The sequence below is a fragment of the Neobacillus rhizophilus genome (assembly GCF_018343535.1).
In the GTDB taxonomy this organism is placed as follows: Bacteria; Bacillota; Bacilli; order Bacillales; family Cytobacillaceae; genus Neobacillus; species Neobacillus rhizophilus.
This window is the reverse complement of the sequence record NZ_JAGYPF010000001.1, coordinates 640,055-664,304: the sequence shown is the minus strand read 5'-3', so window position 1 is coordinate 664,304 and position 24,250 is coordinate 640,055. Positions and strand designations below refer to the sequence as shown.

The following is a 24,250-nucleotide window of genomic DNA, read 5'->3' as shown; positions in this document are numbered from 1 at the left end:
ATATTATTAAGAGAGGAATGATTTTGAATAAAAGGGTATTAATTTAATCCTTTTTATTGTTTAAATTGGAGTGATACATATTATTAGAAACAGTATTCCAAATTTGTTTACGCTTTTTAATTTATTTTTTGGCTTTTTGTCGGTCATGTATTCGGCCCAGGGGGATTATAAGAATGCGGCCATTCTGATCTTAATCGGGATGATGCTCGATAGCATGGACGGACGGATTGCCAGAATACTGCGTGTGGAAAGTGAGCTGGGGAAGGAGCTTGATTCACTCGCTGACATCGTTACCTTTGGTGTTGCACCTGCGATGATGGCTTATTACTCCTACTTTTCTACATATGGCATCGTAGGCATGGCGATTTCAGGTTTGTTTCCATTATTCGGAGCTTATCGATTAGCCCGCTTCAACATAAATGCGGTGAAATCTTCATTAAAGTATTTTACGGGTGTACCCATCACGGCTGGGGGCGGGGTGTTAACGCTGTTAACGCTGTTTCACGGCAAAATGCCATCAATTGTTCTCCCTATCGCCTTTTTTGTGATTTGTTTCTTAATGGTAAGCACCGTTAAAATCCCAAGCCTGAAGGACGTTCCCCTGCCCAAATACGGAATTATTGTCACTGCTTTTTTAGGCTGCGCCATTTATTTATTTTTCAAAAAAGAACAATATCGTTTTCCGTACTTTCTCTATGTCGCCATCCCGCTTTACATCGCGTTTATTTGGTTCCAGCTGGTTAGAGAGAAAAGGAAACGAAATACTCGTTAATCATTTTAGAAAGAGGGTTTAGAAGAAATGAAGGTAAAAGTAAATCGTAGTGCCGCAAAGGAATTGAAAAAAATGCTTGGACAAGAGGAAGCGGAGGGTAAAGTGTTTCGTGTTTATGTTTCCAACATCCACGGCGATCATGCCCATTATGACCTGATGCTTGATACACCAACTGACAAGGACGAAGTGGTAAAATCCGATAAGGATATTGATTTTATTCTAGAAAAGGATAATGAATGGCTGGATGGTGTTTGGATTCAATTTTTCCAAGTACCTAATGAAGAGTGGGTAATTACCAACCCAACCAGAGGCGGCCATCACCATCATCATTAATCATCACGAGTAACTATTAGTTTCTTATTTTCATCTCCCTCCCCGCGGAATATCGCAGGGAGTTTTTTATGGTTACCATAAAAATATTATGTAAATTAAAAAGTCTCCTTCTTTGAAAAGACGTATTCAAAAATGGTAATCTAATGTAATGAGCAGAACAGAAGGGAGAGTAAGAGGAATTGAATAATCATATAGATATTAAATTAATTGCCCTTGATATGGATGGGACCTTATTAAATAATCAGCATGAAATTTCTGTGGCAAACCGTGAGGCGATCAAAGAAGCCCAGGATAAGGGCGTATTTGTTGTTCTAAGTACAGGACGTTCTTTTTTAAATAGTCATAATCATGCCGATTCTCTAAATCTTTCTTCCTTTTTGGTGACGGTAAATGGGAGTGAGATTTGGGATGAAAAACGCGAACTTGTGAGAAGATCGCTTGTAAAATCAGAACAAATTGAATGGATGCTGAAGCTTGCGAATGAGCACAAAGCGACATTTTGGGCAATTAGTACGGAACGAAACTGGCACAATGAAATGCCAGAGGATTTGCATTCGGTTGAGTGGATGAAATTTGGCTTCAATATTCATGATGATGCCGTCCGAGAAATTGTGATTAAAGAGCTGGAAGCTAGAGGTGAGTTTGAACTGTCAAATTCCGCTCCATTCAACATAGAGGTTAACGCTTCAGGTATTAACAAAGCGCAAGGATTAAAGCTTGTGTGCGAGCGGCTCGGAATTGAGATGAAAAATGTAATGGCCGTTGGAGATTCCCGTAATGATCTGGCCATGATTAAAGAAGCTGGCATGGGTGTAGCCATGGGAAATGCCCAGGAGATTGTAAAGGAAACGGCTGACTGGGTGACAGCTTCTAATGAAGAAGATGGCGTGGCGAAGGCTATTCACAAATGGGTTTTGGATAAATAAAATTTTTTTACTTGGAATTGGTATATGAGGAATGCATACGGGTAAAAATATATGTGCAAGCATTATTTTGCAAAATTTAGTTATGGGATTATGCTAGGAGGCACCGAAAGAAATGGAACATGGCAAGGTAAAATGGTTTAACAGTGAAAAAGGTTTTGGATTTATCGAAAGAGATGGCGGAGAAGACGTTTTCGTTCATTACTCTGCAATTCAAATCGAGGGTTTCAAAACCTTAGACGAAGGACAAGAAGTTACGTTTGAAATCGAAAACGGCCAGCGTGGGCCGCAAGCGGTAAATGTCCGTAAAGCTTAATAACTGTTAAAAATTAAACAGACTCTTTTATAGGGTCTGTTTTTTTCGTAAAAATAAATTTGGGCCGTTCGTGTATTGATGTCCGAACGGCCTTTTTTGGTTGGTTTTTTTTAAAAGGTAACTAACGGTTGGGAGTGGGCACGGAGTTTTGCTTAAAACTGGGCCAAAATTGCCGCGGAGGTAGCCTGTTCAAAAGCAAAATTACAATTTTTCAGAAAAAATCCCTTGTAGGAATAGGAGAATCATGGAAATACCGTTAATCCAGTAAAATATAGTTACCGTTTTTAAAGTAAGAAAAAGATATCAGCGAATTTTTATGATATATCAGCGGATTTTTGATTTTATCAGCGAATTCTAATGATATATCAGCGGATTTTTAAATATATCAGCGAATTTTCAAATTTATCAGCGAATCATCCAAGTCCTAATTTTTCCTTAAATTTGTTGGCTGAATAAAAGGAATTTCTACAGGAAAATAGACTCTCGCTTTGTTTACACCCACATATTTGAGATTTGCTGAATGAAGTAATCTACGTGCTAAATCTGGCGAAGATATTTGCGCGAACTCCCTAAACTGTTGATTGGTAATAGTCGGCCCATACAATAAAAAATAATCCTGTATAGTGTAAAGATGGGCATCGGGAACAAAGGTATCACAAGTAGGACAATACCAATTTTGGTTTTTCCGTTGTACTGGTAAATGCAAACAATTTGGACAATGGACCCCTGGTAACAAATCACCTTGGACTATATCAAATTTCTTTAGAACGGGCTTTGTTGGAATAGTATTAAGCTTCAACAAAAGCCTGTCTAACTTCCGTAATTCTTTTGGATTAAGTTTCTCTTGTTTATGGAAATTCTCAAATAACTCTATTTTATGAAGAATACTAGGGGATTTGCAGATGTGCTGCATAACCTTTAAGCCATTTCTTCCGACAAAGGAAAGAATGGCATTAGGATTACTGAAAACAACTAAATATTCAAGGGGTAACGTTGGTAAATTGTTTTCTGCAAGCACACTATTAAGGACTCTTTGATGCCTTTCAACTTGAAAGATTGGATAAGGATATGGTATCTCTTCTCCATCTACTTTTTGAATTAATTGTTCTGAATCCGTGTCTATCAAGTTCTTTCCTTTATTATTTTTTACATCTATGATAATTCCGCTTTTTGAGGTTAACAGGAAGGTATCAATTTGGCAGTTGTATTCTCCATCGGGAAGGTTCAAATCGTGGAAAATGTGGTATTCTTTTTCGGGAAGAGAGTGTAGGTAGAAATCAATTGATTGTTCACCCCGGTATCCGGCCCATCGTCCGGCTAATTCATCTGCAATCAGCTGCCATTTTGGATGGGTTTTTCGAAGACGCCTTAGTAGTGCCTCCAAAATGAGAATAATCAGTGGAATAAAGCGTGGTTTTATTATCAATTTCATCACTCCTTTTTAATTTCCCGTTAATTTTTCTAAAAAAGATGAAAATTTCCTGCTGGATTTTGCAGAGATTTGTCAAAATTTTGTTACACTTTTATTTAAGGAGGAGATTAACATGAACGAACCAATTGCCATTGTGACAGGATCCTCAAGCGGATTCGGCCTTTTAACCACTCTGGAACTTGCTCGGTCGGGTTTTCATGTTATAGCGACGATGAGGAATCCCGATAAAAGCGGCGGACTTCTTTCAGAAGCCAAGAAAGAAAACATTGAAGATAAAATATACATCCACCAACTAGACGTTACCTCACAAGATTCAATCAACCAACTCGCCAAACTAACGGAAACTCGAGGCCGTATCGATGTACTCGTCAACAACGCCGGCTACGCTGCTGCCGGGTTTGTCGAGGAGCTCCCGATGGAGGAATACCGCAAACAATTTGAAACAAACGTTTTTGGCGTGATGGCAGTTACAAAAGCCATCTTGCCATATATGCGACAGCAGCGCCATGGAAAAATCATTAACCTTAGCAGCATCAGTGGCGTTGTCGCCTTTCCAGGAATGTCACCATATGTGGCATCAAAGCACGCCCTCGAAGGCTGGAGTGAATGCCTTCGCCTGGAAATGAAGCCATTTGGCGTGGATGTAATCTTGGTAGAGCCTGGTTCGTACAGGACCAGTATTTGGTCTTCAGGAAAACAACTTACCCGCTCCCAACCCGACTCACCGTACTACCGGCTAATGGAAGGTATGGAAAATTACATTCTATCCGGAGAAGAAAAGTTTGGCGACCCACGGGAGGTAGCCCAAAAAATCGCAGTAATAGCCAAAATGCAAAAACCAGCACTACGTTTTCCTATTGGTAAGGGTGTGAAAACGGCTATCCTCATTAAAAATCTTATCCCCTGGAGCCGATGGGAGAGTATTCTATTAAACAAACTACCTAAGAGATAAATTTCAAGAAGTTCTTGTGGAATATTTTTGAAATTAATTCCAACATTTAGAAATAAAGTGTAGCCACCATTTTGGCTGCATTTTTGATTTTTTTAAAATAATAATTTTTGAAAAAGTCGAATTTTTTTGGCAGGAATTTAAGGATATTGTGAGAATATTAGAAATAAGATAGAAAAAAGGGGGGTTAACATGGATATTCAAGTAGTAGAAAAAAATGAAATGAGAGTAGTTGGAATTTCATGGAATGGAAGTTATTCGCAAACTAGCACTATACCCAAGCTATTTACAGAATTTGAACAACGCTTAGAGGAAATTTCCTTTAAGACAGAGGAACCGGTTCTAATTGCCCCGTTTCATAGCCGGGAAACGGAGTTTACCTATTACGTTACAGCACCCGTTGAAAAAATTACAGATATCCCGGAAGGAATGGTTGGCTTTACGATTCCAAGTAAAAATTATGTGGTGACAACCCATAAAGGAAAACCCGAAGAGGTAGAAAATACATATAACCTTTTGTTTACGTGGATGAAAGAATATGGCTATGAGCAAGATCATCAAGCACTAAGTTTAGAGATCTATAAGGAAGAGCACAAAGCGCTAAATGCCAGCGGTGATCTTCATTTTGAAATTTATTTGCCAGTTATGGTGTATAAATAAAGCTCATTTATTTTTTATGAAGCAGTACGGTTTCCTTTACAGATGCACTTCTGTATAATAATATTAAAATAATTTAACAGTAATTCCTTCGGGGCAAGGTGAAAGTCCTTACCGGCGGTGATGAAGCGAATGCTTCTTAGTCCGTGACCCGGTTAACAATTTTGTTAAGCGGTGGATCTGGTGAAATTCCGGAGCCGACAGTTAAAGTCTGGATGGGAGAAGGGAAATAGCAGGATTAAAATTGGAGAAATTTAGCCTTTTTTAAGCCTTAATTTTCTATTGTCTTTAAACAGGCCCTGTAGGTTGTTACCTCAGGGTCTTTTTGCTTTTTAGAAGAATATTTTATCCCTGGAAACCTAATGAAGGGAGAAAGAAGGATGTTTACCGGAATTATTGAAGAGATTGGTACAATTTCGGCTATACAGCGGACTGGTAATTCATTTGTGATGACGATTGAAGCGAAAAAAATCCTTGCCGATGTTCATCTTGGAGACAGTATTGCTGTCAATGGGGTTTGCTTAACTGTCACCTCCTTTACGGGAACCCGCTTTACGGTCGACGTCATGCCGGAAACGGTTAAAGCCTCTAGTTTAAATTCGTTAAAGCGCGGCTCAAAAGTAAATCTTGAGAGAGCAATGGCGGCCGGGGGAAGGTTTGGCGGTCATATTGTTTCGGGGCATATCGATGGCACCGGGGTTATTAAAAGCAAAAATGCGCTTGAAAATGCTGTGTATTATGAAATTGAGGCCGAGCCGGAAATATTGAAATACATCATTTATAAAGGCTCTATAACAGTGGATGGGACAAGCTTAACGGTATTTGGAGTGACCGAAAACTCGTTTACATTATCGTTGATTCCCCATACGATGTCGGAAACCGTGGTCGGTATCAAAGGACAGGGTGAGATTGTAAATTTAGAATGCGATATGATTGGCAAATATGTCGCTCATTTTATGAATAATTTTTCGAACAATCAGAAGCCTAAAGGCCAATCAGGTATTACGGCCCAATTTTTAGAAGCGAATGGATTTTTATAATATTGCATGAAAAAACTGAACAAAGGAGTGATACAGCATGTTTGACAGGATTGAAGAAGCAATCGAAGAATTGAAACAAGGGAAGGTTATCATTGTTTGCGACGATGAGGACAGGGAAAATGAAGGAGATTTCATAGCGCTTGCTGAAAAAACGACTCCTGAGGTTATCAATTTGATGGTAACGCATGGGAGAGGCCTTGTCTGTGTTCCGATTGAGGAAGAATTAGCAAAAAAACTGGATTTAATGCCGATGGTAGCTAACAATACCGACCCGCATGGGACTGCTTTTACAGTCAGCATTGATCATAAAAATGCTACAACGGGTATTTCGGCCTTTGAACGGTCCGCGACAATCATGAATTTAATTAACCCTCAGTCAAAAGCTGCCGATTTTAAACGACCTGGTCATGTTTTTCCGCTTATTGCTAAAAAAGGCGGCGTCCTTAGAAGAACAGGTCACACAGAAGCAGCAGTAGATCTTGCAAAACTATCTGGAGCCAAGCCAGCTGGCGTCATTTGTGAAATCATGAATGAAGACGGGACGATGGCCCGGGTACCGCAGCTTAGAAAAATCGCCGATAAGCTGGGCCTGAAAATGATTACGATCAAAGATCTGATTGAATATCGAAATCAGAAGGATAAATTGGTAAAGCGGGAAGTTGAAATCAAGCTGCCGACTGAATATGGCGATTTTAAAGCAATCGGGTATTCAAATATGGTAGACGACAAAGAGCATGTTGCTCTCATTAAAGGTGAAATTGACCCGGAAAAGCCAATTCTGGTCAGGGTTCATTCGGAATGCTTAACGGGTGATGTTTTTGGATCTTACCGCTGTGACTGCGGTCCGCAGCTCCACGCCGCCCTGATGCAGATTGAACAAGCCGGCAATGGTGTGCTGTTGTATATGCGCCAGGAAGGCAGAGGCATTGGCCTCCTTAACAAAATGAAGGCCTATCAGCTTCAGGAACAAGGCTACGATACGGTAGAAGCAAATGAAAAACTTGGCTTTAAGCCTGATTTAAGGGATTACGGAATTGGTGCACAAATTTTAAGAGATCTTGGCATCAGAAAAATGATGTTATTAACGAATAATCCGCGTAAAATTAAGGGCCTCAAGGGCTATGACCTGGAAGTCGTCGAGCGGGTACCGCTGCAAATGGAAATGAGACCCGAAAACGAAAGCTATTTAAAAACCAAACATGATAAATTAGGTCATCTGCTTCATTATTAAAAATACGGAGGAATAGAAATGGGACATATTTTTGAAGGAAACTTAGTTGGTACAGGACTGAAAGTCGGAATCGTAGTTGGACGTTTTAATGAATTTATTACAAGCAAATTATTGTCTGGCGCACAGGATGCTTTAAAGCGCCATGGAGTGAATGAGGCTGATGTGGATGTCGCGTGGGTTCCAGGCGCATTTGAGATTCCATTAATCGCTAAAAAAATGGCTGACAGCAAAAAATATGATGCAGTTATCACACTTGGTACAGTTATCCGCGGTTCCACACCACATTTTGATTTCGTGTGTAATGAAGTGGCAAAGGGAGTATCCCGCATCACGCTTGACACTGGCATTCCGGTTATTTTTGGGGTATTAACCACAGATTCAATCGAGCAGGCAATCGAGCGGGCTGGTACAAAAGCAGGCAACAAAGGCTGGGAAGCTGCTTCTGGCGCCATCGAAATGGCAAACCTAACAAGAAATTTTGAATAATAGCAAGCATAGGGGGCACCTTTTTTAGGGTTGCTCCCTGCTTGTTTAATTCAGTAAAAAAATGAAAGCAAAAACAAAAACATGTACAAATGAACCAGACTTTTACTATAATAATAACAGCATAAAAAAATAATCTTTAAAAAACAGGTGCTAAAGTCTTAACACAAGACTCTTAGCTTAATAGGGAAGTTGGTTAAAAGCCAACGCGGTCCCGCCACTGTAAATGGGAGCAACCTATACGATGTCACTGTCGCAAAAGATGGGAAGACATAGGAAGCAATGACCATGAGCCAGGAAACCTGCCTGCTTTTAAACACAATTGCCTACGTGGATAGGAGAGTGTTAAGCAGGAAACGTCACTCGTTTGTTACTTAGCATACATAACACCTCCTCCTAGTTGATAGGAGGATTTTTTTATGCCAATTTTGGGGTAAAGATAGAAAGGGAGAGAGAAATAATGAGAAAAGCAACAAAATTGATGGTTATTGCGGGAGCACTGGCGCTGGCGGTACCTTACAATGCTTATGCAGCTGAGGATGTCAGCACAGAGATTGCCTCTACTGCCGAACATGTTCAGGCTGGAGAGCTAAATTCAGATTGGCTGGCTATTTCTCTATCAAAAGCAGGGAAATTGACGGCAGCAAACAAGCAAGACTATCTAATGAAGCTGAAAAGCAGGGTAAATGGAACTGATTTAAAAGGAACGGAGCTTCATAAAACTATCCTGGCTGTTCGTGCTTTAGGGGCAGATCCGGCTAATTTTGAGGGGCAAGACTTAATAAAAAAGGCTTACAGTGATACATCCTTGAACGCATTTACTGCCTATGTATATGCATTAATTGCATTAGATAGTGCAGATTACACTATCCCAGCTGATGCTTTATGGACAAAAGATAAACTTATCGCCAAGATTACAACTATGGATTCAACTGCCGGTGGCTGGAACTGGGCTGGATCAACAAGTGAACAAGCTGATCCGGATACAACTGGAATGGTGCTGACTGCTTTAGGCAAGCATAAGTCAGATGGTGTTGTCAAAGCAGACATCAATAGTGCCGTCTCTTATTTAAAAGCGGTTGAAACGGCTAATGGCGGTTTTGATAATTGGGGAGAAAACTCATCTTCAACGGCCCAGGTGGTAATTGGACTTTCCTCTATTGGGGTAGACCCGACTTCCACTGAATTCACTAAGGATGGAAAAAATCCTGTTAATCATCTATTTACCTATGAAATAGGAAATGGCGGCTATAAATGGATGAAATCCGAAACGGCAGAGAATAGTTTTGCAACAGAGCAGGTTTTTCAAGCTTTAGTAGCTTACGATAAATTTAAATCTGGAGACCAACTTTTTAGTTTTCCATATCAAGTGAATGAGGAGCCTGTACCATCACAGCCGACTATACCTGCTCCAACACCAACGGTCGTAAACAACAATAATTACGTGACTGTCACACCTACTACAGACGTTTCTAAATTACCTGTCTCAGAGTCAACGAAAGAGGTAATTAGGGAAATCATTACGAACAATAATGCCGGCGCAGCAGGAACTACAGGAAATACATCTTCACAGCCGCAAGTGATTGTCGTCCAGCAGCCAGCAGCGATTCAAACAGCAGCAGGCGAACCCAAAGTTGAGGTGAAAGTTGAAAAAGAAAGTGGTACCTTCAATTCCAATAACCTCAAGGTAGGGGGCACTACTGCATTTATTGGGGCACTGGCTTTAGTTCTTAGAAGAAAGTTCTTGGGGGTGTAAGCATGAAAGGCTGGCAGAAAATCATCGGTGATATTGCATCATGGCTCTTGGTAATCGGTGGGATTGGCTATGCTATATATGGCTATACTCCGGGCAAAACGATTACAACAACAACAACCACCCCTCAGGTTAAACAAGTTCAGCAGGATCAGCAAACCGCTGCCGAAACAGTTGAGAATGTGGAAGGGATTGTTTCCAATGCAGAAGCAACGTCATCTGATACCGCTGGAAAAAATTCAACAGTAAAAGTAATAACTACTCAGCCAGTAAAACAAACCTCAACGGTAACGCAACAGGCAGCAAGCAGCACGGCACCAGCATCTGCACAGGTGGAAGAGAAAAAGCAAGACACAGTAACTGTTTCAGTAAAGACACCTGATGGCTATTTAATCGCACCAAGAAAAGTTGAAATAAATGACCAAACGAAAGCTGCCGATGTTTTGAAGCAGGTCTGTCAGGAGGCCGGCATAAAGCTGGATACCACTGGTACGGGTGCCACGCTCTATACAAAAGGCATTGGCGGCTGGCATGAGTTTGATAAAGGACCATACAGCGGATGGAGCTACAGAATAAATGGAGTTAAAGGAGACCGATCATCCGGCGTAAAGGATGTTAATCCGGGCGACACGATTGAGTGGAATTATGTCGTCGATTACAGGGAGGATAAGTGATGACGAGTATTCACTCCGTTTTTAAGCCCAAGATACGGCAACTTTTTACTTTAAGGAATATGACCTTAATGGCGTGTTTAGCAACCTTGAGTATTGTAGGCAGGATTTATATGGGGATGATTCCAAACGTCCAGCCATCAACGGTTATTATTATTTGCTCTGCCTTGATTTATGGGGTGCGGTTTGGGCTGATTATTGCTGTTCTTACTGTATTAGGTTCAAATCTTGTGTTAGGCTTCGGCCCCTTTGTTATCATGCAGCTGATTGCTTGGGGGACAGTTGCCGTTCTATCGGGCATGATCGGAAGATTTTATGAAAAAATCCCGCATCTACTTTTATCGGTATACGCCGGATTTACCGGGCTGTTTTTTGGATTTATGGTATCCTTAAACGTCTTCATCATTGGCGGCCCGGCTGCTTTTTGGGTCTACTACTTAAGAGGGATCCCGTTTGATTTATATCATGCGGCCGGCAACTTTTTGTTTTATTTAACCCTTGGTCCAGTCCTGCTAAAGCTTTTACAAAGGCATAAGGAAAAAACATTTCATCAAGACCCAATTGAGTTAACAGATAATAAATAGCACGCCAAACGGCGTGCTATTTTTGCATACTCTGCAGTTTTTGAATCAACGAATCGACTTTTTCGCCAACATTATAAAGAACTTCCTCAAAACCTTTTTTCCATTCAGGTGCTTGTTCTTTAATCGATTTCCCAATCTTCTTGGCATTTTCATTTAATTCTTTACCAATTTCTTCTGCTTGGTCTTGTATGTTTGATGCGGGGTTTGTTTCCCCGGCTAGCTTAGCATTTATGGACACAACCTCAAAATTTTCTTTAGGAAGAGAGGCTGTTGATGTTCTCATGATTTCTTTAAAAATAGGAACGACATTTGCCGAACTTGAGCTTGGCAGGTAGTGCTGGCGGTCGGTTTGGTCAAAACCAATCCAAATGGCACCTACCAGATTGGGCGTATAGCCGACCATCCACTGATCCTTCGTGCCGTTTATATCAGCAAACGGAAGCTGGGTTGAACCGGTTTTTCCGGCAATTTGTACTCCTGGGATGCGGGCTTTTTGACCTGTTCCAGATTCAACCACATTTAGAAGAATGGAGGTCATTTCATTTGCCACCTTTTTGGAGGTCACTTTGGTTGTTTTAGCTTCCCGTTCAGCAATAATATTGTCTGTTGGGCCGACAATTTTTGTAATCAAATGGCTGTCCTGACGCTTCCCGCCATTTGGAAAAACTGTGTAAGCATTGGCCATCTGCAGAGGGGAAACGCCTTTACTCATCCCACCAAGTGCGACCGCTAGATTTCTATCTTCTTTTTCTATAGGAATACCGAAACGTTTCAAGGAATCAAGTCCCTTGTTTAAACCTACCTGATTCAACAGCCAAACGGTCGGAACATTTAAGGAGTCTTCCAAAGCCTTATACAATGGAACCTTGCCCTGATATGTTTTTGTGAAATTTTCCGGTTTGTAATTGCCAATTGTAAGCGGCTCATCCACCAGTTCTGACGAATAAGTATAACCTTCCTCAAGAGCTGCTGTATAGACAGCCAACGGTTTGATTGAAGAACCTGGCTGCGCCTTTAATTGCGTCGCCCGGTTAAAGCCGCGAAACACTTGTTCACCGCGTCCGCCAACGAGGGCAAGAACACCGCCTGATGCTGGGTCCATCAAGACAGAGCCGCTTTGGACGGTTTCTCCCCCCATCCCTCTAGGAAAAAAGGATTTATTAGCATAAATCTTTTCTAGGCCCGCCTGTAAATTTTGATCCATTTCCGTATAAATTTGGTATCCTCTTGTTAAAATTTCATCCTGTGTCAGACCGTATCGGGAAATGGCTTCGTTTAAAACAGCATCAACATAATAAGGGTATTTCCGCTCTACGAAGCTGCCACCGCCGTCATGCAGGTGGATTTTTTCTTTTTTAGCCTGGCTGTATTGGGCTGTGGTTATCATCCCGAGTTCCTTCATTTTACCCAACACGACATCTCTTCGGTCCATTGCTCCCGTATAATTTCTATAAGGATCAAGATAATTCGGCGCATGCAGAAGACCGGCAATCATTGCAGCCTCACTAATGGTCATGTCCTTGGCATCCTTATTAAAATATTTCTTTGAGGCATTGCCAATTCCCCAGGCACCGCTGCCGAAATAAACTTGGTTTAGATACATTTGCAGAATTTCGTCTTTAGTATAAACTTTTTCAATTTTTACCGCTAAAAATAATTCCTCAGCCTTCCGTTTATAAGTTCGTTCTGGTGACAGCAGCGCGTTTTTGGTGAGCTGCTGCGTAAGGGTGCTTCCGCCCCCAGTAATCCTGCCGGCGAATAAGTTACCGAAGAAGGCACGGGCGATCCCCTGAATATCGAAACCGCCATGCTCATAAAATCGCTCGTCCTCTATAGCAACCACCGCATTCGGAACATATTTGGGCAGCTCTTCAATTTTCACACCTTTTGTTCGGTTTGTTGCCACATTTGAAGCAACATTGCCATTTTTATCATAAATAACCGTCGGCTGGCTTAGGCCTTCCTTTAATGACTGCACATTCGCTCGTGAGGCGAGCCAGCCAAAATATGAAATAGTTGAAAGCACGACTACTAGACAAATCAAAAATAGAATTTGAGTTAAATGTTTCTTTTTCCAGAAACGGACGACTAATTCCCAGATTGGGCGAATCTTGTCCATAATTATCTCCTAACCTTCGTATGATTTTTTGCTTCTTCCTATTATAAATATTCAAGTTAAAAAAGACCAACAAAGACCTTTGAATAGAAATCTTTTAATACCAAGACAATCGTGGACAACCAATTCCAAAGTAAGCATATGTTAGTAGAAAGATAAATCATTATTGTGGAAAGGGATGGTGTCATGATTAACTGGAAAGTCCGGTTCAAGAACCGAAACTGGGTAATTGCATTTATCTCGCAGCTATTTATTGTCGCGCAAATGATTCTAGGCGGATTAAATTCCTTGGGGATAACTAGTTTCCAGCTTTCGGATGCGCTTCAGGATTGGGTAATTACCTTGGCAAATGCTGTATTTGTATTGCTTTCGTTGCTAGGAATTGTTCAAGACCCGACGACAAAAGGGTATGGCGACAGTACCCGAGCCTTAAATTATAAGGATCCAAATTAACCATAAAAGAGGCTGTCAAGCGAGGCAGCCTCTTTTTCGATGTATTATGTAATGGTTTGCACAAATAAACCTTCCCCCTCGAGCCATTCAGCAATAAAAATATTCTTGTAGTCCGTGATGTTATGTGAATGTAGTTGAGTCGTCAGCCATGCTTCGTCATAGCCAAGGTCGTAGATTTCATCCCATAATACCTCGCCATCACGAATAACTGTTACGGGTATGTAAACAGGTTTTGGCGGCATATTAAAATCCTCTTGAGTGGTTTTTTGATACTTTGTCTTTTTTAAAATGCTAAGTGAGCCATTTGCCTCCAGATAGCAATAAGCGACTTCGCGGATCGAAAAGGTTTCACTTTGCCGGAGCAGGCTTTGCAGCTGATTGATATTCATACGGTTTTTCTTCAATTCATGCCGGTCCACCACACCGTTTCTAATTAGTGCCGAGGGCTTTCCTTCGACCATGCCGCGAAAGGTTAGAAACTTCTGTCCAAGATATTCGACAGTTATAAGAAGTACCCCCCATAGTACCATTGAATACATAATATAGTAAAAACTGATTTTATCATCATAGATGGCGTTACCAATTATTTCGCCTAGAACAATGGAGGAAATAAAGGTAAAGGGAGTTGCTCTTTTAATAATTTTTCTTCCAATGATTTTTATCCAAAGAACGAGAAGGATAAAGCCAACAATCAGGTCAGCTGTTATGTAAGCCAGTTTCATAATCCAATGCTCCAATCAAAAATCATACTACATTCTTTTATTGCCAAGTATTCGTATAATGAAACACATTCCAATATCTTCAAGAAAATTCTTTACATTTTTCTAATAAAATAGTTTACTAGTATGTATCTAAAAATTTGCGAGGACATATATATGACTAGAATAAAACAGTATATTGGACAGTTTCATCCTATCGTTTGGGTCTTGTTATTAGGAACCGTTTTAACCAGGGGCTCCGCTTTTATGACTCTGCCATTTTTGTCTATCTATTTATCAAGGAATTTGGAGCTTTCTCCAATTGTAATCGGGATTACAGTTGGGATGAGCCCGTTAATGGGAACGGTGGGGGGATTTATCGGGGGGCATTTGTCGGACCGTTTTGGCCGTAAGCCAATCATGCTGACCGCTTTATTTACGCTGACACTTGTTTACTTCGGCTTTACTATTGCTAACGAGCAAATTTGGTTCATTCTATTAAATGCTATTAATGGACTTTGCACATCCTTTTTTGAGCCAACCTCCCAAGCACTTATGGCGGATTTAACCGAGAAGACGAAGAGGATGAAGGTTTATTCACTGAGGTATACTGCCATTAATATTGGTGCATCTGTTGGCCCGCTCCTTGGAGCCTATTTTGCCAATACATCCGCAAAAGTTTCCTTTGCCATTACAGGCAGTACCTATCTATTGTATGCCATAGTTTTGTTATGGATAATGAATAAACTAGTGATCTCAAATGAAGCTGCTGCGAAGAAAGTAGTTTCTGCGGCAGATGCGTTTAAAATAATAAAGACGGATAAGGCATTAAGATATTTATTAGTTGGGATTATCTTAATTAACATGGGGTATTCCCAAATAGATTCGAACCTGCCTCAGTACCTGGAAAAGTCGGTGGAAGATGGAGTGGTGATTTTCTCTGTGCTTCTTACCATCAATGCTGTCATGGTGGTGTTTTTGCAAATGCCAATCAGCCATATCGCGGAGAAGATAAGCTTGATGCAGGGAATGGTTTTCGGTGCTATCTTTATGACAGCCGGATTAATCGGATTTAGCTTCATTAATGGTTGGGTAACAGCAATTATTGCCATGGTGCTCTTAACGGTTGGTGAAATATTGATTTTCCCGGCCAACAGCATGATGATGGACAAACTTGCCCCAGAACATTTACGCGGCACCTATTTCGGAGCCGGACAATTTCGAAAGATTGGTCATTTCTTCGGTCCAATCCTCGGCGGATACCTACTAAGCCACATCCAAGGACAGTTCATGTTTTTGATAATTTCGTTAGTAACCCTAGCCAGCATTATTTTCTTTACAGCAGGAAACAAAACGTTTATTCAGTCAATAACTGTGAAAGCTGAATCATTTTAACACCATTATGATTGTCGAAAAATCTGTAGTTTGGTAAAATTTGATAAATAATAGGAAAAGAAAAAGCTTTTTTTGAATAGGATTAAATAATCCTTTTAAAAAGGGGTCCTGTAAATGTTCTGGTTGGTGATAGTAATTTTGTCGATTTTCGTGATTGAGGAAACGACTTATTATTTTTGGAATCGATATGTTTATGGACCAAATGTTCCGAGAAAAGAAAAATGGAAGAATCGGTTGACCATTTTAGTCACACTAATTAGACGGAAGCATAAAAATACCGAAACTACAGAACCAAATAATCATGAAAAAAGCTCGCTTTAAGGCGGGCTTTTTTCATTTTCATTTCTTTTCTTAAAAAAAGATACAACGGATTTAATGAAAAAATAGAGGAGAAACAAGAAGATGATTATATTTTCCGCAGGTTCCATAACCCTAAAAGGATTTAGTTCTTTTGTGACAATTCCGGAAAATTTAGTGCCCATTATCATATCTATTGAAATAATTAGCATTGCCAAGGTTAGAGCTATAAAAACGGTTGCGAAGAATATTTTCAAATAAGTCACCTTCATAACATTATTATTTTATTATTATCAGTTAGTTATGCTTAACAAATTAATACTATGTAAATAATGGATAACCCAATTATTTTTGGGCATTCTACCCAATATATCCAATTTGTTCTGCAAAGGAGGCGGACATTGTGTCGATTTGGTCTACCATGTTGAAAAACAAACAAAAAAAACGGAAGAATGATAATGTAAGACAGCACAATGATCCGCAAAAACCTGAAGAACAACCTATTCAGCGGAATTATGAAGATAATGTTTCACGAATTAAAGGAGAATTAGGTAACAGTACGGACTTGCTGTTCCGTGAGTATCAAATTGGTGATCATAAAGGAACTATTGTATACGTAGATGGTCTGGCAAATGGGCAGCTTATCAATGATTTTTTTAATGAGACCCTTTTAAATTCAGGATTCAATGGGAATCAAGATCCGTTCCAGTTTTTAATTGAAAAAGCAGCAGGGTTAGGAAATTTTCAGTTTGCCACTGAATGGAATCAAGTTTTTGATTCTTTTCTTTCTGGAAATACACTCTTTTTTTTAGATGGCTACAATCAAGCAATCAATGTTGAAACAAAGGGATGGGATAAACGTTCCATATCCGAACCGAGTACTCAATTATCCATAGGGGGCCCAAAGGATTCCTTTACGGAAACGATACGAACTAATACCGCATTAATCCGGCGGCGGATAAAAAGCCCGAATTTATGGCTGGAATCGATGAAGCTGGGTACCGTTGCCCAAACCGATATCGCCATTATGTATATCAAGGGAATAGCGAATGAAAAAATTATCGGGGAAGTCAAAGAGCGGCTTAATCAAATTAATATTGATGCTGTGATGGCGGAGGGTTATATTGAGCAATTGTTTGAGGACCAAACTTGGACACCCTTTCCGACGACACATCATTCCGAAAGGCCGGATGTGATAGCGTCACATTTACTCGAGGGGAGAATTGCCATTTTAGTGGATGGAACACCCTTTGTTATTACAGTACCAGCTATTTTCGCTCAATTTTTTCAAGCGCCGGACGATTATTATGCCCGCTTTGATATTTCGACAAGTCTTCGCATACTACGAATTTTGGCTTTTTTAATCGCTCTGATGGGTCCAGCATTATATATTGCAGCGACAACCTTTCATCAGGAAATGATTCCTACCACTTTGGCCATTGCCATTGCTTCTCAAAGAGAGAATGTTCCTTTTCCGGCCTTTATAGAGGCTCTAATCATGGAAGTGACGTTTGAAATCTTACGGGAAGCAGGCTTGAGACTGCCAAGGGCAGTGGGTCAAGCGGTTTCCATTGTAGGTGCGTTAGTTATTGGGCAGGCAGCTGTTCAAGCGGGAATTGTATCGCCAATTATGGTTATTGTTGTATCAATTACAGCGATTGCCAATTTTTCAACGCCAACCTTTATGATGGCTATTGCAGCACGACTAATTCGGTTTGCTATGATGGCATTGGCTACCTTCCTTGGTTTATACGGAATTGTATTGGGACTTATGTTTATGTCCATTCATTTATGTGCACTGCGTTCTTTTGGGATTCCCTATATGATGCCGATTGCGCCTTTCAATGCTCAAAATCAGCAGGATATATTCATCCGATATCCTATTTGGGCTATGAAATACCGCCCTAAATTTATAAGTAAGGGAAATTTGGTAAGGGCTGGTGATAATCAGAAACCAATGCCTCCTAAACAAGAGGATAGTCAAGATTCGAAAGGTGAATCATGATGAGAAAAACCATGATGATTTTTTTACTAATCGGTTTGTTCATGCCGATTCTCAGCGCCTGCTGGAATCAAAAGGAGCTGACAGATTTAGCATTTGTAATGGCTATGGGTATTGATAAAGGAGAAAATCGGCGGTTTCAAGTTTCATTTCAAATTGTTATTCCGGGAAATGTAGCATCCGGACAAGGAGGCGGTGGCGGGGGTCATGGTCTTCCAATTGCGGTCTATACTAGTTCAGGGGATACAATTACTGAAGCTGCTAGAAGAGCGACCCAAAAAATTTCGCGCCGTCTTTATTACGCCCATACCAATTTAATTGCCGTAAGCGAGGAAGTGGCGAAGGATGGACTTCTTGATATTCTTGATGCCTTGGATCGTGATCCGGAATTTAGAACGACCACTGAGATAGTCGTAGCAAGAAAAACTAGTGCAGAAAAATTGGTCTCAGCACTGGCAAATCTTGATAAACTGCCTGTCAATAAGGTGACAAAAGAAATTGAATCGACCGAAGCGCTGTTAGGTGAAAATATGAGAGTAAATATTGATGAGTTCATAAACGGTCTTATAAGTCATGGGAGGGAGCCGATCACAAATGGTTATAAAATTTCCGGCAACCAAAATATGTCTGGAAAATCAGATGATTTAAAGAACACAAGATCAGAGGCCGTTCTTTCTTCTTCAGGATTAGCGATTTTTAGGAATGGCAAGCTTGAAGGATGGATTGATCGAGAAAAGGCACGCGGTGTTGTCTGGATAATGGATAAGGTGAAGAGCACATCCATTAATATCGATTGGAATGGGAAAAAAAATGCCATCACGATGGCTCCGATACGCTCTAAAACAAAAGTTGCCGTAAATATTAAACAGGGGAAGCCTGTTGTAAATGTAGCGATCGAATTTGAAGGGTGGATAAGTGAAGCAAATACCACAGTGGATTTAACGGACCCGAAGGTAATCGAAAAAATTGATAAGTCCGTAGCAAATGAAATCGAAAAACAAATTCAGTCGACTATAACCGAAGTTCAAAAGAAGAAAAGTGATATTTTTGGATTCGGGGAAAGAATTCACCGAAAAAATCCTAAGCTTTGGAAAAAAATAAAAGGGAACTGGAATGAACGATTTGCGGAACTTGAAGTGAATGTAAAGGTAGATTCCTTTACACGTCGTGAAGGAATCCGGACGAAGCCATTTTGGTATGATATCAATCAATAAACCCTTAGTGAGGGGATAAGGATGGAAAACGCAAAAATTAAAGCATCCCAGATGTTTGTCCTCGTAGTCCTATTTGAAATGGGAAGTTCAATACTCGTTGGGCTTGGAGGAAGTGCAAGGCAAGATGCTTGGATTAGTATTTTATTAGGGCTGGCGGGAGGAATTTTAGTCTTTTTTATTTATTACCGGCTTTTTAAATATTACCCGGAACTTCCTCTGACAAGCTATCTACAAAAAATAACAGGAAAATGGATTGGCAGAATACTTGCCTTGTTCTATGTTGTCTATTTTATGTATGTTGCCACAAGAGTATTACGGGACTTCGGTGAGCTATTAACAACGACTATTTACACAGCCACTCCTCTAGTTGTCATTAACTCTTTAATGATTTTGACCATCATTTATGGGATTCATAAAGGATTTGAGGTAATTGCCAGAATTGGTGAGTTGTACTTCGCAATAATTTATTTTATGGCGATTTCCGGAATGATTCTTGTTACCGGTTCAGGGCTTATCCACTTTGAAAATATCCGTCCAATGCTCGAGAATGGAATGAAACCTGTACTTCGTACTTTTCTAAAAGAAACCCTTGTCTTTCCATTTGGGGAAATGATCGTTTTTACCATGCTTCTGCCATATTTGAACAATCCAAAAAAGGTCAAAATCGCCTGTATTGGGGGAATGGGTTTAGCGGGCATAAACATTGCCATTACCGCAATAGTCAACGTGGCAGTGTTGGGACCAGATCTTTTTGTTCGTTCTAATTTTCCATTATTAACAACAATTGGAAAAATACAATTGGCAAATTTTATTGAACGGCTGGATGTATTTTTTATGCTTTATTTGGTGATTGGCGGCTTTTTTAAAATAACCATTTTTTATTATGCCGCAGTGATTGGAGCGGCCGATTTATTCAAATTAAAAAGCCACCAAAAGCTGAATTTTCCAATCGGTTTTGTAATATTATTAGCATCTCTTATGATTGCCTCGAATTTTGCAGAACATATCGAGGAGGGGCTGAACGTTGTTACAATCTATTTATCTTGGCCCTTTCAAATCATCATCCCATTATTTTTACTAGTGATCGCCTTTTTTAGAAATAGAAAGAAGCAACCGAAACAGCAATCAAACCAACAGCATAATCAACAATCCAGTCAATCATAATTGCTTGGATCCTATATAGCAAAAAACAGCCTTACTTAACTCAGTGAAGGCTGTTTTTTGCTATCCTGATGGGATTGGACATAGCTTGCCTGTTGTATAGGGAGGACAATATGAACAGATGTGCCTTGATTTTCCTTGCTCTCAAAATGAATGGTGCCATGATGTGATTGAACAATTTTAAAGCTAACTGTTAATCCTAAACCAGTGCCTTTTTCTTTGGATGAATAAAAAGGTTCGCCAATTTTGGCAAGCCTTTTCTCAGAAATACCACAGCCATTGTCTTCGATAACAATCGAAATCGTTTCAGGCTCCATTTGTTTAAAAGAAATGGTAACCATGCCGCCATTCCCTGATGCTTCAATCGCATTTTTTATGATATTTATAAACAACTGTTTTAATTGGTTCGGCTCACATTCAATCGTCATATGGTCATTTGCAAAACGAGATTCAATCTGGACATTATGGTAACTGGCTTCAGAACTTAGTAATGAAATGACATCTTTTAAGAGTTTTTTAACATCCGCCTTTGTGAATTTTACGGCTTGAGGCTTCGCCAGTAATAGAAGTTCACCGACAATGTGATTAATTCGGTCTAGCTCATCGAGCATGATTTGATAATAAAACTGGTGTCTTTCATCCTCGACTTTAAGAAGCTGTACAAAGCCTTTAAGGGAGGTAAGCGGATTACGTATTTCATGGGCTACGCTCGCTGACAGTTCACCTACAACTGACAGCTTTTCGGTCCTTCTCAGGCGTTCTTCCCTTTCTTCAAGTTTTTTTACCATGTCCCTTTTTTCTGTTATATCGCGACCTATAACAACTAGTCCTTGTCTAGAGCCATCAGGATTAAATAGAGGGACCTTTATCGTGTCAAAAAATTTTGTTGACCCATTTGGAAGGGGGAGGGCCTCTTCAACACGGGTAATTTTTTTATTTTTCCAAGTTTCTTCATCTGAAATCTCACAATTTCTAAGAGCATCGGCATAAAAATCTGTATGCTCGGCTAACTCGGAATCTTTTTTACCTCGGTAATCAACATTTTCAAGCTGGAACAATTGTAACCCAAAATCATTGGCCTCAATCCATCGGCCTTGCCCATCTTTAAAGTTGACAAAATCCACCATCGAATTAATCAGGGTAGAAAGGCGCTGCTGGTCTTCCTTGGACTCATTCAATTCATTTGCTTTATTCATAAAGAAATAAATGAATGCCCCTGTGACCATTAAATAAAAAATTTCTTTGATTCTTGCTAATATTTCCATATAAGAATCTGGCACAAAATGTGCAACCAAATAGTTGGAACCATAAATCCATATTAAACTAGTAAAAAAGTAGATGATAATCAGCTTTTTTTTCTGCATGAAAATCTCCAATTCCCTATATAGGGTAATATATTTTTCTTTTATTAATATTACTAGATAATGGGTGATTTAGGAACATCATATTCATGGAAAAAATCAGTTGAGCAAAAATCTAGTAAATTCTTTTGCCGAGAATCAGCAAGTCTCTTTCAATTCCGTCTAATTCGGCTACATTTGGAAGATGGGCCCATTTTTCAAAACCAAAGCTGTTAAAGAGTTTGACGCTTGGCTCATTATGGGCAAATATAAAACCTAGCAAGGTTTTAATGCGAATTTTCGGACAGACGTCAATCGCTTTTTGGATCAAATATTTACCTAACTTCTTTCCGCGAAAATCGGGATGAATGTAAATGCTGATTTCAGCAGTAGCATTGTAAGCGGGTCTCCCATAAAAGGATTGGAAGCTTACCCAAGCACAAATTCTTTCATCATGTTCTACTGCCCATAAAGGCCGAAATTCAGGTGAATGATCGTGAAACCATCGCGTCCGGTTTTCAACACTGATAGGCTCTATATCTGCAGTCACCATTCTGCCTGGAATGGTTGTATTATAAATGTGAACAATAGCTTCTAAATCGTTTATTTCTGCATCCCTGATTCTGAATTCTTCAAACATGACCTAACACCCCAATAAGTTGAATAAATAACTAAATTTTATGGTAAACCTTCTACCATTCAAAATCAATAACCGCAGGATTATTAAAAAGAAAAAACCCTTTCCCGGAATGGTTTCCCGGAAAAAGGTTTTCCCCTGATTCGTTTCATTGCCAAATCCCTACCAGCGGTGAGCCTTGGCATTACTCCTTAAGATGATGTTGTTTTGCGACATTTGCGTTTCGCCATTCACCTGAGATTTCTGACGCTTATGCCTTGTCGAATTTTTTACAAACATATCCGAGTGTGCATCAATACGCTCCCTGTAGCTCATCAAATCACCTCAAATTAGGATTTCGAAACGATGATATTCGAATGGAATATCATCTTTATCATTTGTAAACATAATGAAAAATAGTCTATCTGAAAAAATTTTAAATATAAATTTAAATTTAAACTTGTTTTTTCTGAAATTTCGAAATAAAATAATCTTAAACATACCAACCGGTAGGTATGTAATAAACTAAACCGGCATAATATTAATGGCAGTAAAAAATACTAGAATCCTAGATTGGAGTGAAGGTCATGCATTTACGTTTAACAGACGAACAAAAAATGGTTCAGCAGACGATTCGAAAGTTTGTTGAAAAAGAACTAATGCCTTTAGAAAATGAAGTTCTAAGAAGAGAGCGGGAAGGCAAGCCAAGCCTGCCGGAGGGCAAATTACAAGAATTGCGGTTAAAAGCTAAGGAAGCTGGTTTCTGGGGAATTAACACACCAGAAGAATATGGCGGTGCCGATCTTGGACAAATGATGATGGCGCTTGTTTACATGGAGGTTTCCAAAACATTCGTACCATTCACATTTGGTGGCTCTGCTGACAACATCCTTTACTATGGTAATGAGGAACAAAAGAAAAAATACCTACTTCCAACTATTAACGGTGAAAAGAAATCCTGTTTTGCCATGACAGAGCCAGGTGCTGGATCTGATACGACAAACATTAAAATGACCGCTGTTAAAGATGGCAATGAATGGGTCCTAAATGGCGAAAAAACATTCATTACTGGCGGAAATGAAGCAGATTTCGTTATGGCAATAGCAATTACTGATAAAGAATTGCATCAAAAAACAAGAGGCCGTGAAGGTGTAACTTGCTTCATCGTTGACCGTGATATGGGCTGGAAATCGGAATTTATACATACCATGGGGGAATGGGGTCCGGCCGGATTGGTATTTGATAATGTACGCGTTCCGGAAGAAAATATTCTTGGCGAACTTCATAAAGGTTACAATCTTGGACTTGAGTGGATTGGCTTTGCAAGATGGGTTGTTGGCGCTAGAGCTGTTGGTACAGCAGAACGCTTATTGCAAATGGCGATTGATTATGCAAAAGAACGCGAGACTTTCGGCAAACCGATTGCTGAAAGACAAGCAATTCAATGGATGATTGCCGATAGTGCAGTTGATATTGAAGCAGCAAGATGGCTTGTGTTAAACGCAGCATGGACACTTGACCAAGGCGAAGATAATCGTCATTATGCATCCATGGCAAAACTTTATGGTGCCAATATGGGCAACCGTGTAGTTGACAAAGTTATGCAGATTCATGGCGGTATGGGTTACACAAGAGAATTGCCAATTGAGCGCTGGTACCGTGAAGCAAGACTTTGGAGAATTTACGACGGAACTGATGAAATTCAGCGCCTGATTATTTCTCGTAACCTGCTTAAGGGCCATGTGAAACTTGGTATTTAATAAGCTTATTGTAAGCGTTGTCTAAAAAAATAAACATACAGATGCAAGGAGGAA

The 24,250-nt window shown here is 39.9% G+C and carries 26 protein-coding genes and 2 riboswitches; of the genes, 19 read left to right on the top strand and 7 right to left on the bottom strand.

The annotated features are described in order from the left end of the window. The first annotated feature begins 103 nt into the window (after window positions 1-103). The 4 genes from pssA to KHA99_RS03170 all read left to right on the top strand — a co-directional run bounded on the left by pssA (window position 104) and on the right by KHA99_RS03170 (window position 2,344). On the top strand, window positions 104-772 hold the full coding sequence (gene pssA / locus KHA99_RS03185; RefSeq protein WP_249366408.1) for a CDP-diacylglycerol--serine O-phosphatidyltransferase: 669 nt from the start codon (window positions 104-106) through the stop codon (window positions 770-772). A 27-nt stretch (window positions 773-799) separates the two neighbouring features. Continuing rightward, window positions 800-1,105, top strand: a complete 306-nt coding sequence (locus tag KHA99_RS03180; RefSeq protein ID WP_213115974.1) for an iron-sulfur cluster assembly accessory protein — start codon at window positions 800-802, stop codon at window positions 1,103-1,105. A 179-nt stretch (window positions 1,106-1,284) separates the two neighbouring features. After that, window positions 1,285-2,031: a Cof-type HAD-IIB family hydrolase gene (locus KHA99_RS03175; protein ID WP_261363764.1), complete on the top strand. Its 747-nt coding sequence runs from the start codon at window positions 1,285-1,287 to the stop codon at window positions 2,029-2,031. A gap of 112 nt (window positions 2,032-2,143) precedes the next feature. Then, window positions 2,144-2,344, top strand: coding sequence for a cold-shock protein (locus KHA99_RS03170; protein ID WP_213115973.1), 201 nt, complete (start codon window positions 2,144-2,146; stop codon window positions 2,342-2,344). Between the two features lie 424 nt (window positions 2,345-2,768). Here the strand turns inward: KHA99_RS03170 and KHA99_RS03165 are convergent, their stop codons facing one another. After that, entirely contained in the window at window positions 2,769-3,770 is a 1,002-nt protein-coding gene (locus KHA99_RS03165) for a nuclease-related domain-containing protein (protein ID WP_213115972.1), read from the bottom strand. A gap of 118 nt (window positions 3,771-3,888) precedes the next feature. Here KHA99_RS03165 and KHA99_RS03160 point away from each other — a divergent pair, with 118 nt between their 5' ends. The 8 genes from KHA99_RS03160 to KHA99_RS03125 all read left to right on the top strand — a co-directional run bounded on the left by KHA99_RS03160 (window position 3,889) and on the right by KHA99_RS03125 (window position 11,144). Then, on the top strand, window positions 3,889-4,728 hold the full coding sequence (locus KHA99_RS03160) for an oxidoreductase (RefSeq protein ID WP_213115971.1): 840 nt from the start codon (window positions 3,889-3,891) through the stop codon (window positions 4,726-4,728). Window positions 4,729-4,917: 189 nt separating this feature from the next. Further along, window positions 4,918-5,385 carry a GyrI-like domain-containing protein gene (locus tag KHA99_RS03155; RefSeq protein ID WP_213115970.1) on the top strand — a complete coding sequence of 156 codons (468 nt, stop codon included), beginning with the start codon at window positions 4,918-4,920 and terminating at the stop codon, window positions 5,383-5,385. Between the two features lie 80 nt (window positions 5,386-5,465). After that, window positions 5,466-5,613: riboswitch (FMN riboswitch) on the top strand. Window positions 5,614-5,762: 149 nt separating this feature from the next. Beyond that, window positions 5,763-6,422 carry a riboflavin synthase gene (gene ribE, locus KHA99_RS03150; protein ID WP_213115969.1) on the top strand — a complete coding sequence of 220 codons (660 nt, stop codon included), beginning with the start codon at window positions 5,763-5,765 and terminating at the stop codon, window positions 6,420-6,422. A 37-nt stretch (window positions 6,423-6,459) separates the two neighbouring features. After that, entirely contained in the window at window positions 6,460-7,653 is a 1,194-nt protein-coding gene (locus KHA99_RS03145; RefSeq protein WP_213115968.1) for a bifunctional 3,4-dihydroxy-2-butanone-4-phosphate synthase/GTP cyclohydrolase II, read from the top strand. 18 nt (window positions 7,654-7,671) lie between these two features. Continuing rightward, window positions 7,672-8,139, top strand: a complete 468-nt coding sequence (gene ribH, locus KHA99_RS03140) for a 6,7-dimethyl-8-ribityllumazine synthase (protein ID WP_213115967.1) — start codon at window positions 7,672-7,674, stop codon at window positions 8,137-8,139. 128 nt (window positions 8,140-8,267) lie between these two features. After that, window positions 8,268-8,460, top strand: a riboswitch (cobalamin riboswitch). A gap of 136 nt (window positions 8,461-8,596) precedes the next feature. Further along, a complete protein-coding gene (locus KHA99_RS03135; RefSeq protein WP_213115966.1) occupies window positions 8,597-9,892 on the top strand; it encodes a prenyltransferase/squalene oxidase repeat-containing protein in 1,296 nt (431 codons plus the stop codon). 2 nt (window positions 9,893-9,894) lie between these two features. Next, window positions 9,895-10,563 carry a DUF4430 domain-containing protein gene (locus KHA99_RS03130; protein WP_213115965.1) on the top strand — a complete coding sequence of 223 codons (669 nt, stop codon included), beginning with the start codon at window positions 9,895-9,897 and terminating at the stop codon, window positions 10,561-10,563. Continuing rightward, on the top strand, window positions 10,563-11,144 hold the full coding sequence (locus tag KHA99_RS03125) for an ECF transporter S component (RefSeq protein ID WP_213115964.1): 582 nt from the start codon (window positions 10,563-10,565) through the stop codon (window positions 11,142-11,144). Before KHA99_RS03130 ends, KHA99_RS03125 begins: the two co-directional genes overlap by 1 nt. A 16-nt stretch (window positions 11,145-11,160) precedes the next feature. Here KHA99_RS03125 and KHA99_RS03120 read toward each other — a convergent pair whose 3' ends face one another. Beyond that, entirely contained in the window at window positions 11,161-13,263 is a 2,103-nt protein-coding gene (locus KHA99_RS03120; RefSeq protein ID WP_213115963.1) for a transglycosylase domain-containing protein, read from the bottom strand. A 183-nt stretch (window positions 13,264-13,446) separates the two neighbouring features. Here KHA99_RS03120 and KHA99_RS03115 point away from each other — a divergent pair, with 183 nt between their 5' ends. Further along, a complete protein-coding gene (locus KHA99_RS03115; protein WP_213115962.1) occupies window positions 13,447-13,713 on the top strand; it encodes a phage holin in 267 nt (88 codons plus the stop codon). A 44-nt stretch (window positions 13,714-13,757) separates the two neighbouring features. On the opposite strand, the gene KHA99_RS03110 is transcribed toward KHA99_RS03115, so the two are convergent. Next, window positions 13,758-14,435, bottom strand: a complete 678-nt coding sequence (locus KHA99_RS03110) for a DUF421 domain-containing protein (RefSeq protein ID WP_213115961.1) — start codon at window positions 14,433-14,435, stop codon at window positions 13,758-13,760. Window positions 14,436-14,588: 153 nt separating this feature from the next. Between KHA99_RS03110 and KHA99_RS03105 the strand changes: the two genes are divergently transcribed. Together KHA99_RS03105 and KHA99_RS03100 are read left to right on the top strand one after the other, a co-directional pair. Then, window positions 14,589-15,806 (top strand): MDR family MFS transporter, encoded by a 1,218-nt coding sequence (locus KHA99_RS03105; protein ID WP_213115960.1) that lies wholly within the window; start codon window positions 14,589-14,591, stop codon window positions 15,804-15,806. Between the two features lie 114 nt (window positions 15,807-15,920). After that, window positions 15,921-16,127: a hypothetical protein gene (locus KHA99_RS03100; protein ID WP_213115959.1), complete on the top strand. Its 207-nt coding sequence runs from the start codon at window positions 15,921-15,923 to the stop codon at window positions 16,125-16,127. Here KHA99_RS03100 and KHA99_RS31675 read toward each other — a convergent pair. Beyond that, the gene (locus tag KHA99_RS31675; protein WP_481819247.1) at window positions 16,124-16,375 is read right to left on the bottom strand and encodes a YczF family membrane protein; all 252 of its coding nucleotides are present in this window, start codon (window positions 16,373-16,375) and stop codon (window positions 16,124-16,126) included. The two genes, KHA99_RS03100 and KHA99_RS31675, sit on opposite strands and share 4 nt — an antisense overlap. A gap of 149 nt (window positions 16,376-16,524) precedes the next feature. Between KHA99_RS31675 and KHA99_RS03095 the strand changes: the two genes are divergently transcribed. The 3 genes from KHA99_RS03095 to KHA99_RS03085 are packed head-to-tail and all read left to right on the top strand — an operon-like array spanning window position 16,525 to window position 20,483. Beyond that, the gene (locus KHA99_RS03095; RefSeq protein ID WP_249366501.1) at window positions 16,525-18,108 is read left to right on the top strand and encodes a spore germination protein; all 1,584 of its coding nucleotides are present in this window, start codon (window positions 16,525-16,527) and stop codon (window positions 18,106-18,108) included. Beyond that, the gene (locus tag KHA99_RS03090; protein WP_213115957.1) at window positions 18,108-19,319 is read left to right on the top strand and encodes a Ger(x)C family spore germination protein; all 1,212 of its coding nucleotides are present in this window, start codon (window positions 18,108-18,110) and stop codon (window positions 19,317-19,319) included. Before KHA99_RS03095 ends, KHA99_RS03090 begins: the two co-directional genes overlap by 1 nt. A gap of 21 nt (window positions 19,320-19,340) precedes the next feature. After that, on the top strand, window positions 19,341-20,483 hold the full coding sequence (locus KHA99_RS03085; RefSeq protein ID WP_213115956.1) for a GerAB/ArcD/ProY family transporter: 1,143 nt from the start codon (window positions 19,341-19,343) through the stop codon (window positions 20,481-20,483). Window positions 20,484-20,518: 35 nt separating this feature from the next. On the opposite strand, the gene KHA99_RS03080 is transcribed toward KHA99_RS03085, so the two are convergent. The 3 genes from KHA99_RS03080 to KHA99_RS03070 form a co-directional block, all read right to left on the bottom strand. Beyond that, a complete protein-coding gene (locus KHA99_RS03080; protein WP_213115955.1) occupies window positions 20,519-21,844 on the bottom strand; it encodes an ATP-binding protein in 1,326 nt (441 codons plus the stop codon). A 112-nt stretch (window positions 21,845-21,956) separates the two neighbouring features. Continuing rightward, window positions 21,957-22,460 carry a GNAT family N-acetyltransferase gene (locus KHA99_RS03075; RefSeq protein WP_213115954.1) on the bottom strand — a complete coding sequence of 168 codons (504 nt, stop codon included), beginning with the start codon at window positions 22,458-22,460 and terminating at the stop codon, window positions 21,957-21,959. Window positions 22,461-22,619: 159 nt separating this feature from the next. Next, complete coding sequence (locus tag KHA99_RS03070) at window positions 22,620-22,772, bottom strand: YpzG family protein (protein WP_213115953.1); 153 nt, start codon at window positions 22,770-22,772, stop codon at window positions 22,620-22,622. Between the two features lie 251 nt (window positions 22,773-23,023). Here KHA99_RS03070 and KHA99_RS03065 point away from each other — a divergent pair, with 251 nt between their 5' ends. Then, window positions 23,024-24,196, top strand: coding sequence for an acyl-CoA dehydrogenase family protein (locus KHA99_RS03065; protein WP_213115952.1), 1,173 nt, complete (start codon window positions 23,024-23,026; stop codon window positions 24,194-24,196). Window positions 24,197-24,250: the final 54 nt, after the last annotated feature.